The organism is Actinomycetospora corticicola (assembly GCF_013409505.1).
Taxonomy (GTDB): domain Bacteria; phylum Actinomycetota; class Actinomycetes; order Mycobacteriales; family Pseudonocardiaceae; genus Actinomycetospora; species Actinomycetospora corticicola.
In genome coordinates, this window is sequence record NZ_JACCBN010000001.1 from 3,417,502 (window position 1) to 3,431,473 (window position 13,972).

Sequence of the window (13,972 nt, forward strand, 5' to 3'; positions counted from 1 at the left end):
CCCTCCCCTCAGTCGGCCTCCGGCACCCACCCGAGCTGCACGAGCTCCGGGTCCGCCCGGCGGGTGACGTACTGCGCCCGCCCCGGTGGCAGGTCCTTCGCGCGCACGCCGTGCAGCAGGGCGCCCTCCTCGCGCGGGCCCGAGAGCAGCAGTCCCGGGGTGCCGAGCTCGCGCAGCCGCCGCAGCACCGGCGCCATCATCGCCGCCGAGGCCCCGGCCGCCGACCGGGCGAGCACCACGTGCAGCCCGACGTCCCGGCCCTGCGGCAGCAGGTCGAGCAGCGCCGTGAGCGGGTCCCCGCCCGGCGTCGCGACCAGGTCGTGGTCGTCGACGACCACGAGCATGTGCGGGCCGTCCCACCAGTCGCGAGCCCGTAGCCGCGCCGGGGTCACCTCCGGCCCCGGCAGCCGGGCCGTCATCCTCTCCGCCGCCGCGGGCAGGGTGCGGGCCGCCGCGGGGGCGGAGCCGAGGTACACCGACAGGTGCTCGGGCGGCACCGCGTCGAGCAGCGTGCGCCGGTAGTCGACCACCACCACCCGCAGGTCCTCCGGCGGGTGCGCGGCGCACAGCGCGGTCACCACCGCCCGCAGCGCGGCCGTCCGACCGGACCCGGCGTCCCCGAGGACCAGCAGGTGCGGGTCGCGACCGCCGAGCAGGTCGAGCGTGAGCGGGCCGAGGTCGCTCTCCCGCCGTCCGACCGCCCCGGGTGGCAGGTCGGCCAGCTCCACCTGCGGGGGCAGCATCCGGATCGGCGGCGCGACCGGTCCCGACCAGGCGGCCGCGACCCGCGCCGCGGTGGTCGCCGCATCTTCGGTGCAGCCCGACCCGTCGGTGATCACCGGAAGCGCGAGCTGCGCCCGGGACCCTGCCCCGACCAGGGCGCGCCCCGGCGTCGGCGGCACCGTCCGCGCGGCGCGGCGGTCGATCAGGGAGTCCGCCGGATCGCCCAGCCGGAGCTCGATGCGGGTCCCGAGGGCGTCGCGCAGCGCCGGCCGCAGGTCCCACCACCGACCGGCCGTCACCACGAGGTGCAGCCCGTGGCCGAGCCCGCGGGTGGCGAGGGCCGTCAGCCGCGGCTCGAGGTCCTCGAACTCCGCACGCAGGACGCCCCAGTCGTCGACCAGGAGCAGCACGTCGGGCTCGGGCTCCGGGACGGCGACCGCGGTCGAGGGGCGCTCCCCCGGCCCGGCTCCCCGCGCGGCGGAGGAGCGCTCGCGATCGGCCACCAGCGTCTCGAGCTGGGCGACCAGCCGCCGCACCACCTCCGGGCGCTGCCGGCCCGCCACCCCGCCGACGTGCGGCCAGCCCGCCAGCGCCGCCAACGACCCGCCGCCGAGGTCGATCGCGTAGACGACGAGCTCGGCCGGGGTGTGGGTGAGCGCGGCGGAGGTGACGAGCGTGCGCAGGGCGGTGCTGCGGCCCGTGCGGGGTGCGCCGACGACGCCGAGGTGTCCGCCGGTGCCGGACAGGTCGACGACCAGGGGCTCCTGGGCCTGCCGGTCGGGCCGGTCGACGACGCCGAGACCGACGGCCAGGAGTCCGGGCCGCGGCGCGAGCAGGCCGCTCCCCGCCGTGAGGGCGGGCCGGGGCAGCACCGCGGTCAGCGGCAGGGCCGCCGGCAACGGCGGGAGCCACACCTGGTGCACCGGGTCGGCGGCCGCCCGCAGGCGGTCGACGACGACGTCGAGGGTGGACCGCTGCTCGGGGTCGGAGAGGGCGGGCCCGAGGGCCGGCAGCACGTCGGCGGCGTCGCCCCGACCGTCGAAGGCCCGGAACACCCGACACCGCGGGTGCCGCACGACCCCGCGCACCGGCTCGACGTACGGCGCGGACACCGTCGAGACGCGCAACCGCCGGTACACGCTGGTGTCGACCTTGAGGTAGGCCGAGCCCGGTACCGGGGGCAGGTCGAACGCGTCGGTGTTGCCGATGACGGTGCGGCTCTCGGCGGCGGAGAACGTGCGCAGGGCCAGCCGGTAGGACAGGTGCGAGTCCAGCCCGCGCAGCCGTCCCTCCTCGAGGCGCTGCGTCGCGAGCAGCAGGTGCACGCCGAGCGAGCGGCCGACGCGGCCGATCTGCACGAACAGGTCGATGAAGTCCGGCTGCGCGGTGAGCAGCTCGGAGAACTCGTCGACGACCACGAGCAGGTGCGGCATCACCGGGACCGCTCCACCGCGCGCGACCCGCAGCCGCCGGTGCTCGCGGATGCCGGTGAGGTGACCCGCGTCCCGGAGCACCTCCTCACGGCGGCGCAGCTCGGAGCGCAGCGCGTCGCCGAATCGCTCGACGGTCTCCGGGTCGTCCTCCAGGTCGGTGATCGACCCCGCGACGTGCGGCAGCGTGGCCATCCCCGCGAACGTCGCCCCGCCCTTGTAGTCGACGAGCACGAGGGCCAGGTCGTCCGGCGGGTGCGTGGCGGCGAGCCCGGTCACGAGGGTGCGGAGCAGTTCCGACTTGCCCGACCCGGTCGCCCCGACGACGAGCCCGTGGGGCCCCATCCCGGACAGCGCCGCCTCCTTGAGGTCGAGCACCACCGGCGCCCCGTCCCCGTCGACGCCGAGCGGCACCCGCAGCAGCTCGGCCTCCGACCGGGGCCGCCACGTGTCGGCGGGGTCGAGCGCGGCGACGTCGTCCACGCCGAGGAGGTCGGCCAGCCCGCCGACCTCGGCCAGGGCCCCGCGCCCGGCCCGCCGGGACAGCCGCATCGGGGCGAGGCGCCGCGCCAGCGTCTCCGCCTCGGCGAGGCCGAGGACGTCCGGGACGAGCTCCGTCACGACGGCGAGCCCGGCCAGCTCCGGCGGCGGGGTCCCGTCCCGCCCGCGGCGGACCTCCAGACCGGGCGGGCCGTCCACGTGCACGGTGACCTCGGCCGCCCCGGGGCGGTCCAGCGGGTCGGCGAGGACGTGCAGCACGCCGACCCCGAGCCCCGGCAGGTCCCCGAGCGGGTCGGGCACCGGCAGCGCGCCGTCGACGAGGACGACGAGCGCGGGCCCGGCAGGCCCCGGCGTCCGGAACGGGGAGAGGGACGGGGACGGACGTGCGGCGCGCCGGCGCTCGAGCTCCGCGCCGAGCAGGAGACGGAGCCCGTCCGCGTCCTCGGCGACGAGCAGGCCGGTGCCGTCGACGCCGCCGCCGGCGGGGTGCCGGGCGTGCGGCAGCCACTTGACCCAGTCCCAGGCCGCGCGGGCGGCCTCCGCGTCCGGGCCGTCCGGGCAGCAGACCGCGACCCGGACGTCGTCGGGCGCGTGCAGGCCCACGAGCTGGGCGAGCACCGCGCGGGCGAGGGCGCGCCCGCGGACGGGGTCGCCGACCACCGCCACGGCACCGTGCAGCGGGACGGCGACCGGGACGTCCGGCACCGGCCCGAGCCGGTCGACGAGACGCCGGGCGGCGGCCTCGGTGCCGGGGTCGCGCGGCCGGGTGGGGTCGGCGTCGGCGAGGACCGGGGCGGCGAGCCCGGGGACCCGGGCCCGACCGACGCGCAGCACGAGGAAGTCGGGATCGTCGGGCCGGCGCTCCCAGAGCCGCTCGGCGCGTTCCGGGAGGCCGACGAGCAGCGGCGGGTCGGGGTGCTGCTCCTCGGCGACGCGGCGCTGGTCGTCCGCGGCGGCCCGCAGCTCGGCCCGGACCGCGGCGAGGTGCGCGACGTAGCGCAGCCGCGCGTCGGTGCCCTCCTCGCGCGACCGACCCCGCGTCGTCAGGATCATCAGCAGGCCCATGCCGAGGGCGCCGAGCACGAAGATGCCGCCGGCGAGGAAGGAGACCGGATTCCGGTTGACGATCGCGAACACCAGGATCCCGCCGCCGCCGAGCAGCGGGAACAGCGCGTACGTCCACGGCGTGGGCGGTCCGCCGCCGCTCGACGCGGGCGGATCGACGAGGCGGACGGGTCCGGGAGTTGGTCGAACCGGCCCACCGCGGGGTGGTCGGTGCACGAGGATGTCGTTCATGGCCATGGCCCGTCAGCCCTCCCCGCCCGCGACCGGCGGCCGGGAGGCCTCCGGGGGCGCCTGGTGCACGGTGCGGGTCCGCGGGCCGGAGGGCGCCGTGGACGCGGCGCTCCCGGCGGACGCGACGGTGGCCGAGGTCGTCGACGAGCTCGCGGCCCGGCTGCTCCCCGGCGCACCGTTGGTCCGGGGCGCGGACGGACGGCCCTGGTACCTGCACCCCACCGGAGCCGGCCCGCTCCCGCCCGGCGTCTCGCTCGAGTCCGCGGGAGTGCGCGACGGCGACGTGCTGCACCTCGGGCCGTGGCCGATGCCGCGCCCCGCGCAGCCGGTCGACGACGGACTCGTCGCCCTCGCCGCGGGCGCGAGCCGGGCGCCGCGCTGGACCGTGCGCCGCGTCGGGGTGCTGGTGACGACGCTGCTGGTCGCGGTGTCGGCGGTCGGGGCGGCCGTGTCGCTCGCGGTCCCGGGCGGGCCGCTCGTGCCGCTGGCGCTCGCGGCGCTGCTGCTCGGGCTGGCGGCGCTGCAGCGCCGCGCCCGCCCGACCACGCCGCTCGACGCGGCACCGGCCGCCGACCTCCCGACGCTCGGGGCCGGGCTGGCCTCGCTGCCGGCGTGGGTCGCGGCCGGGGTGGCCGTGGGTCTCGCGGTGCGTGGCGGCCTGTCACCCGTGCTGACGCTCGCGGGGTCGGCGCTCGCGGTGGGAGCCGGGGCGGCCTGGCTGGTGTTGGGCGAACGCGGGCCCTGGTGGGCCGCCGCGGGGACGCTCGGGGTCGGGGTCTCGCTGCCCTCGGCCCTGGTGGCCGGCGGGGTGCTGCCCGCCCCGCGGGCGATCGCCGTGGCACTCACGCTCTGGTTGGTGCTGCTCGTGGCGCTGCCCTGGCTCGTCACCCGCAGCCGCACCTGGATCGAGCCGCGCGCGGACGCCGAGCATCTCGTCGACCACGCCGCCGCGACCCGGCACACCCTCGACGCGGCGGTGTCGGCGGGCAGCGCGGCGGCGGCCGTGGGGCTGTGGGTGCTGGCGACCTCGTCGGGCGGCGGCATCGTCCTCGGCTTCTGTCTGGCCGTGTCGGCCACGGCGGCCCTGCGGGCCCGGCGGTCGCTGTTCGTGGGCGAGTCGGCGTCGGTGGTCGGGGCCGGGGTGGTCGGGCTCGGGGGCGTCGGGTGGGCCCTGGTGCTGACCGGCGGCCCCGGCGTCCGCGGGGTCGTCGCGGTGGTGGCCGTCGCCGCGGTCGGAGCGCTGGTCGGGCTGGGTGGGGCGCTGCGCACGGCGGAGGTGACCGACGACGGGGTGGCGGCCTGGTGGCGCCGCCCCCGCACGCAGCGCCTCCTGGGGTGGTGCGAGACCGGGGTGGCCGTCGCGGTGCTGCCGCTGCTGGCCGGGGTCCTGGGCATCTACGCCGCCGCCGCGGACGCCGGGGCGCGGTTCTAGCGGCCCGCCGCCGCGTCCGACGTGCCCGCGATCGTCCCGTCGATCGCCGTGCCGGCGCCGCCGTCGACCGTCTCGTAGGTGCCGGCGGCGGTGACCACGTTGCCGGCGGCAGCCGCCGCGGCGTTCGCCAGCTCCTGCGTCCGGCTCTGCAGCTCCGCCCCGAGTGCGGCGAGGGCGCCCGCGAGCCCGCCGCCGTTCACCCCGCCGCCGGCCGAACCCGCCGCCCCCGCGGCCTGCGCACCCGCCGTCGAGAACCCGCCCCCGGCCGTGGTGAGCTCCCCCGCCCCCGCGCGCATCGCGGCGGTGTCGGCGTCGAACGGCTGGGACATGGGTTGCTCCTGACCCCTCGGTGGTGATCGACGTCCTCACGGTAGGAGGGCGTCCCGCGCCGTGGGTGCCGTTTCGCAGAAGTCGACCGAGCAGGAAATCGGTGGGGCGCCGGGCCCGTCCGACCTACCGTCCTGCGACGTGGAACGCATCAACGAACGCCTCGTGAACTGGGCGTCCATCCTCGATGCCGGCACGCGGGAGCAGGCCGAGACCGCGTCGCGGCTGCCCTTCGTCCACCCGCACATCGCCCTGATGCCAGACGCGCACCTCGGCCGCGGCGCTACCGTCGGCTCGGTCATCCCGACCGAGCGCGCCATCGTCCCCGCCGCCGTCGGCGTCGACATCGGCTGCGGGATGGCCGCCGTGCGGACGCAGTTCACCCGCGACCGCTTCGCCGGCGACCTCGCGCCGCTGCGGCGGGCGATCGAGCGGGCGATCCCGCTCAACGCCGGCCAGCAGAACCGGACGGTCGTGGCGACGGCCGAGCCGCGCGTCGAGGAGCTGACGGAGCGGGCCGAGCGGGCCGGCTTCGACCCGGCCCGGGACAAGAAGGACTGGGCGCTGCAGCTCGGCAGCCTCGGCTCCGGCAACCACTTCATCGAGGTGACCGTCGACGAGCGGGACCGCGTCTGGCTGTTCCTGCACTCCGGGTCCCGCGGTGTGGGCAACAAGATCGCGCAGCGGCACATGAAGGTCGCGCAGGACGCCATGACCCGCTGGTGGATCGAGCTGCCGCACCGCGACCTCGCCTACCTCGTGGAGGGCACCCGGGAGTTCTGGGCCTACATCCGCGAGCTGCGGTGGGCCCAGCACTTCGCGCTGCTCAACCGCGAGGAGATGATGGACCGGGTGGTGCGGCAGACCGCGGAATTCGTCGGTGAGCCGGTGATCGAGCAGGAGCGGATCAACTGCCATCACAACTACACCGAGCAGGAGACGCACTTCGGCAAGCAGGTGTGGGTCTCCCGCAAGGGCGCCATCAACGCCGAGCCGGGTCGTCCCGGACTGATCCCGGGCTCGATGGGGACGGCGTCCTACGTGGTGACGGGTCGGGGCGACGCGATGAGCCTGAACAGCTCGCCGCACGGCGCGGGCCGGGCCTACTCGCGGACGAAGGCGCGGAGGACGTTCACCATCGAGCAGCTCCGCGAGGCGATGGCGGGGATCGAGTACCGGGACACCGACGCGTTCCTGGACGAGATCCCGGCGGCGTACAAGGACGTCGACGTCGTGATGGCGGACGCGGCCGACCTCGTGGAGGTCCGCCACACGCTCCGCCAGATCGTCAACGTGAAGGGCCACTAGGTCCGCCCCGACGGCGGGTCGTCCCCGGCCCGCGCGGTCCGCTCGCGAGGTTCACGTCAGGCACCCCGACCGGCCCCGGGACCTGCCTCATGTGAACCTCGCCTGGTTCGTCCGGATCGGTCTCCCCCTCGACACCGGACGCTCGCCCGGACGTCGCAGCGAGGCCATCCGCACGGCCCCACGGCCGGGCGACCATGCAGCGGTGTCCCCCACCACCACACGGCGGGCCGTCCTGCTCGGGGGCGCCGCCGCGCTCGCCGCCGCGGCCACCAGCAGCCTCACCGTCCCGCGCGCGCTCGCCGCCCCGGCGACCGGCGAGGTGTTCACCCTCGGCGTCGCCTCGGGCGACCCGACCCCCGACGGCGTCGTGCTCTGGACCCGACTGGCGCGCGACCCGGAGCGGCCCGACGGCGGGATGACCGAGGGCGCGGTCGAGGTCGACTGGCAGGTCGCCGACGACGAGCGCTTCACCCGCGTCCGGGCGTCCGGCCGCGCCCGGACCGGGCCGCAGGACGGCTACGCGGTGCACGTCGAACCGCAGGGACTCCCGGCCGGCGGGACCTTCTTCTACCGCTTCGGCGCGCAGGGCCGGATCTCGCCGGTCGGCGTCACGCGGACGGCCCCCGTACACGGGCTGCAGCCGCTGACCATCGCGTTCGCCTCCTGCGCGATGTACGAGCACGGGTACTTCACGGCCTACCGGCACCTGGCGCAGGAGCAGCCCGACGTCGTCCTCTTCCTCGGCGACTACATCTACGAGGAGGCGGCCGGGACCTACCGGGCCCCGAGCGGCAACCCCCGCAGCTACGACACCCCGGAGCCGCGCGACCTCGCGGGCTACCGCACCCGGTACGCCTACCACCACGCCGACGCCGACCTGCAGGCCGCGCACGCGGCGGCACCCTGGATCAGCGTGTTCGACGATCACGAGGTCGCGAACAACTGGGCCGGCGACGTCCCCGAGAAGCCCGACCCGGGGTTCCTGCAGCGCCGGGCCGCCGCGTTCCGGGCCTGGTACGAGAACATGCCGGTGCGCGCGGCGCAGCGGCCGCAGGGCTCGTCGATCCGGTGCTACCGCCGCCTGCACTGGGGCGACACCGCCACGTTCCACATGCTCGACACCCGGCAGTACCGCGACGACCAGGCCTGCGGCGACACCTACCCGAGCGACTGCGCGGAGCTGACCGACCCGCGGCGCACGCTGACCGGGGGCGAGCAGGAGCGGTGGCTCGTCGACGGCTTCCGCCGCTCGCGGGCGCGCTGGGACGTCCTCGGCCAGCAGGTGTTCTTCTCCGCGCTCGACCTCGTGCCCGGCCCGCCGCGCGGCTTCAACCCCGACGCCTGGGACGGCTACGCCGTGGAGCGCGACCGGATCGTCGACGCGTGGCAGCGGTCCCGGGTCCGCAACGCGGTCGTGCTCTCCGGCGACATCCACACCCAGTACGTGGCCGACGTGAGGGCGCGGTCCGGGGACGCGAGCTCGCCCGTCGTGGGCACGGAGCTGGTGTCGAGCTCGATCACGTCGGGCGGCGACGGCGCGGACCGGCCGGCGAAGGTCGTCGAGGCGCTCACGGAGAACCCGCACATCCGTTACGGCACCGACCGGCGCGGCTACCTCACGGCGCGGTTCGAGGCGGACGTGATGCGCACGGCCGTCCGGGTCGTCGACCGCGTCTCGACGCCGGGTGCCCCGGTGCGGACGGCGGCGGCGTTCACGGTCGCGGACCGCTCGCCGGGCCTGCGTCCGGGCTGAGGGTTACGATGACGAGGACGGCGCCGGGCTCGTCCCTCGAGCCCGGCGCCCTCCTCTTGCGCAGCCACCTCGGGCGCCACCACAACACCCTCGCGGCCGGTCTGCGGGCGGATCGTCAGTGCTGTCGATCTCGCTGAGGTGAGCCTAGCCTAACTCGGTCGCCGCGCAACACCCCGGGCCGAGGAATCTGCGGCGCGGGCGCAGCGCTCGCCCATCCCCCGTAGCGCGACGCCGAGTTCGGCGGGCTCCTCGACCTCGAACTCCAGCCCCAGGGCGGCCAGCGTGATCGCCACGCCCTGCACGTCGTCGCCGGCGAGACGCACGCGGCAGGTGCCGTCGCCGAGGTCGTCGAGCCCCACCTGGTCGGTCCAGATCCGCGCCCGCACCTCGTCGACCCCGGCGTGCACCCGGGCCCGGCACCGCACCGGTCGGACGTCGCGGACCTTGGAGGCGACGTACTCCGCCGGGTCCCCGCCCGGGACATCGCGCGGGGTGAACCGCGGTCCGGTGGCGAGGCCGTCCGGTGCCACCCGCGGCACGATCCGGTCGAGGCGCAGCGTGCGCCAGTCGTCGCGGCCGAGGTCGTAGGCGAGCAGGTACCAGCGCCGACCCCAGGCGACCAGGTGGTGCGGCTCGACCCGCCGCCTCGACCCCGCGCCGTCGTGGGCGGTGTAGTCGAGCTCGAGCACCCGACGGTCCCGGCAGGCGCCGCCCACCGCGACGAGCGTCGCCGGTTCGACCGACGGCAGTGCCCGCAGCGGCGCGACCGTGGACACCCCGATCGCCGACACCCGCCGTCGCAACCGCTCCGGCAGGATCCGCTCCAGCTTCACGAGGGCCCCGACCGCGGTCTCGGAGAGACCGGCGATCCCGGCCCCGCCCGCCGTCTGCAGGCTCACCGCGACCGCGACGGCCTCCTCGTCGTCGAGCAGCAACGGCGGCAGCGCGGCTCCCGCGCCGAGGCGGTAGCCGCCGGTCGGACCGAGGTCCACCTCGACCGGGTAGTCGAGGGAGCGCAGCTTCTCCACGTCCCGGCGCACGGTGCGCACCGAGATGCCCAGCCGGGCCGCCAGCTCGGGCCCGGACCACTCGGGGCGGGTCTGGAGCAACGAGAGCAGGCGCAGCAGCCGGGCGGAGGTCTCGAGCACGGACGGATCGTGCCGCACGAGGCGGCCAGGTCACGTCCTCCTCACGAGCCCGGGGTGTGGCGGGAGTGACTGCGTGTCGACCGAGGGAGAACCGTCCGTCCCCGTACGATCAGTGCTGATGGCCAGGCCCGTGAAGACCCCGCCCACGCCCCGCTACCGCTTCGAGCGGGAGGCGCGCTACCTCGTCACGGTGATCGCCGAGGACGGCGAGCGGCTCGACCACCGGCTCGACGCCTACCAGGGCTGGCTCGCGGGCCCCGAGGGGATCCGGCACCGCTTCGGGATCGGTCGTCGTACCCGGACCGAGATCGCCGATCACCGCATCGCCGCGATGGTCGGCCCGCTCGCGGGCTGACCGCACGCGGTTCGCGGGAGCACGCCCGAACCCTGCCCGGTCGGGCGTGCCCCTGCGCTCGCGGGCGAGTCCCCGCGACGTCCGTGTCCGCTGCGATCCACGGGGCCCTGCTGCGATGCCGCCGCCTCCGACTCGGCGGTTCGCGGTCCCCGATCGCCCGGACGTCCGGCCGGACTCAGCTGACGAGCCCGCAGCGGAAACCCTGCGCCACGGCCTGCGCCCGGTCCGAGGCGGACAGCTTGCGGAACAGCCGACGCGCGTGCGTCTTCACGGTGTCCTCGGACAGGTACAGCTCGCGCCCGATCTGACCGTTGCTCTTGCCCTGGCTCATCCCGCGGAGCACCTGCATCTCGCGCTCGGTGAGGTTCACGCCCGCACCCGGCTCCGCCGACTGGCGCTGGGCCGGGAAGACGTCACCCATCGTGGTCGACGCGAGGGCGGCGACCAGCTCGGGCCGCGAGGCGTCCCAGCGCAGGTAGCCCCGGGCGCCGCCCGCGATCGCGGAGGCGATGCTGCCGGCGTCGTCGGGCGCACCGAAGACGATGACGTTGGCCTGGTGGTGCGCCGTGACGAGCCGGCGGGTCGCCTCCGCGCCCGCGCTGACCGCACGCTGCGTCCCGATGAACACGACGTCGACCGGCTGCCGGGCGTACCGGGCGAGCAGGTCCTCCGGGGTGGCGACACAGTCGATGCGCTGCACGCCGGGCACCGCCGACATGACGCGGGTCAGGCCCTCACGCACACTGCGCCGGTCGTCGCAGATCAGAACCGTCCTCATACAGACTCCGTCTCGGTGTTCGCCTCATCGCGGCGGACCGCCCTCGGTGGGCGCTTTCCTCATATCGGCGTCCCCGCCCGGGACCTTGACCCTCGAATCACACCGCTGTTGTTATCCCAGCGTGATCGTCTGGAGCGGCCATGTCGCAGAATCGTGAACCACAGCCCCCGCGTCGGGTACTTCTCCTGCACGGGCCCAATCTCAACCTGCTCGGGCGACGCGAGCCGGAGATCTACGGCTCGGAGACCCTGGCCGACGTCGACGACCGGGCCCGCGCGCTCGGCACCGAGCTCGGGCTGACGGTGGACGCCCGCCAGAGCAACCACGAGGGCGTGCTGGTCGACGCGATCCACGAGGCGATGACCGACTTCGCCGCCGTCGTCATCAACCCCGGCGCGTACACGCACACCTCGGTCGCCATCCGGGACGCGCTCGCCGCGATCCCCGGGCCGATCGTCGAGGTGCACATCTCGAACGTGCACACCCGCGAGCCGTTCCGGCACCACTCCTACGTCTCGCCCGTGGCGACCGCGGTGATCGCCGGGGCGGGCACGCTCGGCTACGACCTGGCGCTGCGGTTCGTCGCGACCCGGATCTAGCGGGCGCGCAGGGCGTCCAGCTCCGCCGCGAGCACGTCCGGGAACTGCAGCGGCACGAAGTGCGTGCCGGGCACCCGGACCAGCCGTGCCCCCGGTACGGCGTCGGCGAGGGCGACCATGTCCTCGACCGGCGCCATCGTGTCGAACTCACCGGCCACCACCGTGGTCGGTACGCGCACGGCGTCGACCGGGATCGGCGGTTCCTTCCCGGCCGCGAGCACCATCTGCGAGAACCAGGTCCAGTCGTGGTGCGAGAACTCCCGCGCCACCTCGGCGAGGGTCTGCAGCGGCGGCGGGGCGAGCGCCGCCAGCGCGTTCGCATCCATGCTGCGGGGCAGCAGCGAGATCAGGCCCGCCACCGGCGGCCCGACCAGGCGCAGCGACCAGGCGCTCGCCGTCGAGATCCCGCGGGAGAGGAACTCCGGCGCCCACGAGGGCCCGCTGCGGAAGCCGCCGCCCGCGACCCCGCCGAGCACGAGCAGCGAGGAGATCCGCTCCGGCGCCCGGCGTGCCGCCTCGAACGCGACGGCCACGCCCACCGACCAGCCGATGACCGCCGCCGACTCGATCCCCGCCGCGTCCATCACGGCGAACATGTCGTCGACGTGGTCGCCGATCGTGATCCGCGCCGGGTCGGCGGGCCGCTCCGACCCACCGAGCCCGCGGTGGTGCCACGTCACCGTCCGCGGCGCCGTCGCCGAGGGCTGTCCGTCGCCCCCCAGCCACGGCCACGCCGCCGGCGAGGCGCCGAGGCCGTTCGAGATGACGACATCGGGCCCGGGGCGCCCCACGCACCCGTTGTCCCACCACCGGATCCGGGTGCCGTCGGGGGCGACGACGTCGTCGAGGTGGGGCATCGGACGGGCGTGGGGCCGGCGGTCGCTCAGGACGCCCGCGCGCGGATCTCGTCGCGCGACAGGTAGGACGTGGTGCCCTCGAACTCGTCGACGGTGGCCTTGCGGTCGGCGAGGAACCCGATGCGGATGAAGTCGTCCCCGCCGAACAGGTGGAGGATCCAGTTGGCCACCACCCGGGCCCGCGTCCGCATGAGCGGCAGCGCGAACAGGTGGTAGCCCCGGGTCACGACCTGCGCGGGGGCACCCTTGAGTTCGAGGTTCAGCGGGTGCGCCACGGCCTGCGACCCGCCGAGGTCCACCACGAGGCCGAGGTCGTGGTGCTTGTACTGCGTGAGCGCGTCGCCGCGCAGCGAGGCCACCACGTTGTCCGCCGCCGTCGTCGCCATCCGCGTCGCGTGCTGCGCGGTCGGCGGGCAGATGGCCTCGGGGTCGTCCTGTGTGAGGTCCGGCACGGCGGCCGAGTCGCCCAGCGCGAACACCCCGGGGTGCCCCTCGACCTGGAGGTCGGCGCCCACCTTGAGGCGGCCGCGGACCAGGTCCACGCCGAGGTTCTTCACCAGCGGGCTGGACGTGACGCCCGCGGTCCACACCAGCGTGCGGCACGGGACCACCTCGCCGTCGGAGAACGTCACCGACTCGTCGGTGACCTCCGAGACGCCGGTCTCGAGCTTGATCTCCACCCCCCGCCGCCGCAGGATGTCCAGCGCCTGCTCGCCGAGCCGCTTGCCGAGCTCGGGCATCAGGCGGGGCGCGATGTCGATCAGCGTCCAGCGCACCATGCCGGGGTCGATGCGGGGGAAGCGCTTGAGGGCGGCCTCGCAGAGCAGCTGCAGGCACGCCGCGGTCTCGGTGCCGGCGTAGCCGCCGCCCACCACCACGAAGCGGCAGCGCGCCGCGCGCTCGGCGTCGTCGGTGGCCGCGTTGGCCAGTTCGAGCTGGGCCAGCACGTGGTCCCGCAGGTAGGCGGCCTGGGCCAGGTTCTTCATCCCGAGGGCGTGCTCCTCCAGGCCCGGGATGTCGAACTGGCGGGTGACGCTGCCCGGGGCGAGCACGAGACGGTCGTAGGGCAGGTCGATCTCCTCGCCGGAGATCTTGCGGACGACGCAGCACTTCTGCTCGAGGTCGACCCCGACGACGGTGCCGGGCAGCCGGTGGGCCCGCTTGACCGCGCGCGGCAGCGGCACGGTGACCGACTGCGCGGTGATCACACCGGCCGCCACCTGCGGCAGCAGCGGGAGGTAGAGCATGTAGTCGTTGGGCGCGACCAGGACGACCTCGACCGAGCCGTCCTCCAGCTGCGGGCGCAGCACCTTCTCGAGGCGCTTCACCGTCTCCAGCCCGGCGAACCCCGCTCCCACCACCACGACACGCTCTGCCATCACGAACCTCTCGACGTCGGTCCCACCGCGCGGCCACGCCGGCAGCGGTGCGCGACGTCCCTTCCGCTGCGGAGATGCCCCCCGAG

The 13,972-nt window shown here is 75.9% G+C and carries 11 protein-coding genes; 5 read left to right on the forward strand and 6 right to left on the reverse strand.

Annotated elements, in window-relative coordinates:
- Positions 1 to 8: 8 nt before the first annotated feature.
- Positions 9 to 3,956: a type VII secretion protein EccCb gene (gene eccCb / locus BJ983_RS16620; protein WP_179794804.1), complete on the reverse strand. Its 3,948-nt coding sequence runs from the start codon at positions 3,954 to 3,956 to the stop codon at positions 9 to 11.
- Between eccCb and BJ983_RS16625 the strand changes: the two genes are divergently transcribed.
- Positions 3,949 to 5,382, forward strand: coding sequence for an EsaB/YukD family protein (locus tag BJ983_RS16625; RefSeq protein WP_179794805.1), 1,434 nt, complete (start codon positions 3,949 to 3,951; stop codon positions 5,380 to 5,382). The two genes, eccCb and BJ983_RS16625, sit on opposite strands and share 8 nt — an antisense overlap.
- Here the strand turns inward: BJ983_RS16625 and BJ983_RS16630 are convergent.
- A complete protein-coding gene (locus tag BJ983_RS16630; RefSeq protein WP_179794806.1) occupies positions 5,379 to 5,711 on the reverse strand; it encodes a type VII secretion target in 333 nt (110 codons plus the stop codon). The two genes, BJ983_RS16625 and BJ983_RS16630, sit on opposite strands and share 4 nt — an antisense overlap.
- A gap of 139 nt (positions 5,712 to 5,850) precedes the next feature.
- Between BJ983_RS16630 and BJ983_RS16635 the strand changes: the two genes are divergently transcribed.
- Positions 5,851 to 7,017, forward strand: a complete 1,167-nt coding sequence (locus BJ983_RS16635) for an RtcB family protein (RefSeq protein ID WP_179794807.1) — start codon at positions 5,851 to 5,853, stop codon at positions 7,015 to 7,017.
- A 202-nt stretch (positions 7,018 to 7,219) separates the two neighbouring features.
- A complete protein-coding gene (locus BJ983_RS16640; protein ID WP_179794808.1) occupies positions 7,220 to 8,770 on the forward strand; it encodes an alkaline phosphatase D family protein in 1,551 nt (516 codons plus the stop codon).
- A gap of 149 nt (positions 8,771 to 8,919) precedes the next feature.
- Here BJ983_RS16640 and BJ983_RS16645 read toward each other — a convergent pair whose 3' ends face one another.
- Positions 8,920 to 9,918, reverse strand: coding sequence for a WYL domain-containing protein (locus BJ983_RS16645; RefSeq protein ID WP_179794809.1), 999 nt, complete (start codon positions 9,916 to 9,918; stop codon positions 8,920 to 8,922).
- Positions 9,919 to 10,036: 118 nt separating this feature from the next.
- Between BJ983_RS16645 and BJ983_RS16650 the strand changes: the two genes are divergently transcribed.
- A complete protein-coding gene (locus BJ983_RS16650; protein WP_179794810.1) occupies positions 10,037 to 10,273 on the forward strand; it encodes a hypothetical protein in 237 nt (78 codons plus the stop codon).
- A gap of 175 nt (positions 10,274 to 10,448) precedes the next feature.
- Here BJ983_RS16650 and BJ983_RS16655 read toward each other — a convergent pair whose 3' ends face one another.
- On the reverse strand, positions 10,449 to 11,051 hold the full coding sequence (locus BJ983_RS16655) for a response regulator transcription factor (protein WP_179794811.1): 603 nt from the start codon (positions 11,049 to 11,051) through the stop codon (positions 10,449 to 10,451).
- Positions 11,052 to 11,191: 140 nt separating this feature from the next.
- On the opposite strand from BJ983_RS16655, the gene aroQ reads away from it, so the two are divergent.
- Entirely contained in the window at positions 11,192 to 11,650 is a 459-nt protein-coding gene (aroQ, locus tag BJ983_RS16660) for a type II 3-dehydroquinate dehydratase (protein ID WP_179794812.1), read from the forward strand.
- Here the strand turns inward: aroQ and BJ983_RS16665 are convergent.
- Together BJ983_RS16665 and BJ983_RS16670 are read right to left on the reverse strand one after the other, a co-directional pair.
- On the reverse strand, positions 11,647 to 12,507 hold the full coding sequence (locus BJ983_RS16665; RefSeq protein ID WP_179794813.1) for an alpha/beta fold hydrolase: 861 nt from the start codon (positions 12,505 to 12,507) through the stop codon (positions 11,647 to 11,649). The genes aroQ and BJ983_RS16665 overlap by 4 nt on opposite strands.
- Before the next feature lie 26 nt (positions 12,508 to 12,533).
- Positions 12,534 to 13,886 carry an NAD(P)/FAD-dependent oxidoreductase gene (locus BJ983_RS16670; RefSeq protein WP_179794814.1) on the reverse strand — a complete coding sequence of 451 codons (1,353 nt, stop codon included), beginning with the start codon at positions 13,884 to 13,886 and terminating at the stop codon, positions 12,534 to 12,536.
- Positions 13,887 to 13,972: the final 86 nt, after the last annotated feature.

What these genes read in the sequence shown, in the direction of transcription:
- BJ983_RS16625 (WP_179794805.1), top strand. Translation starts at nt 3,949, where the DNA reads ATGGCCATGGCCCGTCAGCCCTCCCCGCCCGCGACCGGCGGCCGGGAG.
- eccCb (WP_179794804.1), bottom strand. Translation starts at nt 3,956, where the DNA reads ATGGCCATGAACGACATCCTCGTGCACCGACCACCCCGCGGTGGGCCG.
- BJ983_RS16630 (WP_179794806.1), bottom strand. Translation starts at nt 5,711, where the DNA reads ATGTCCCAGCCGTTCGACGCCGACACCGCCGCGATGCGCGCGGGGGCG.
- BJ983_RS16650 (WP_179794810.1), top strand. Translation starts at nt 10,037, where the DNA reads ATGGCCAGGCCCGTGAAGACCCCGCCCACGCCCCGCTACCGCTTCGAG.
- BJ983_RS16655 (WP_179794811.1), bottom strand. Translation starts at nt 11,051, where the DNA reads ATGAGGACGGTTCTGATCTGCGACGACCGGCGCAGTGTGCGTGAGGGC.
- aroQ (WP_179794812.1), top strand. Translation starts at nt 11,192, where the DNA reads ATGTCGCAGAATCGTGAACCACAGCCCCCGCGTCGGGTACTTCTCCTG.
- BJ983_RS16665 (WP_179794813.1), bottom strand. Translation starts at nt 12,507, where the DNA reads ATGCCCCACCTCGACGACGTCGTCGCCCCCGACGGCACCCGGATCCGG.
- BJ983_RS16670 (WP_179794814.1), bottom strand. Translation starts at nt 13,886, where the DNA reads ATGGCAGAGCGTGTCGTGGTGGTGGGAGCGGGGTTCGCCGGGCTGGAG.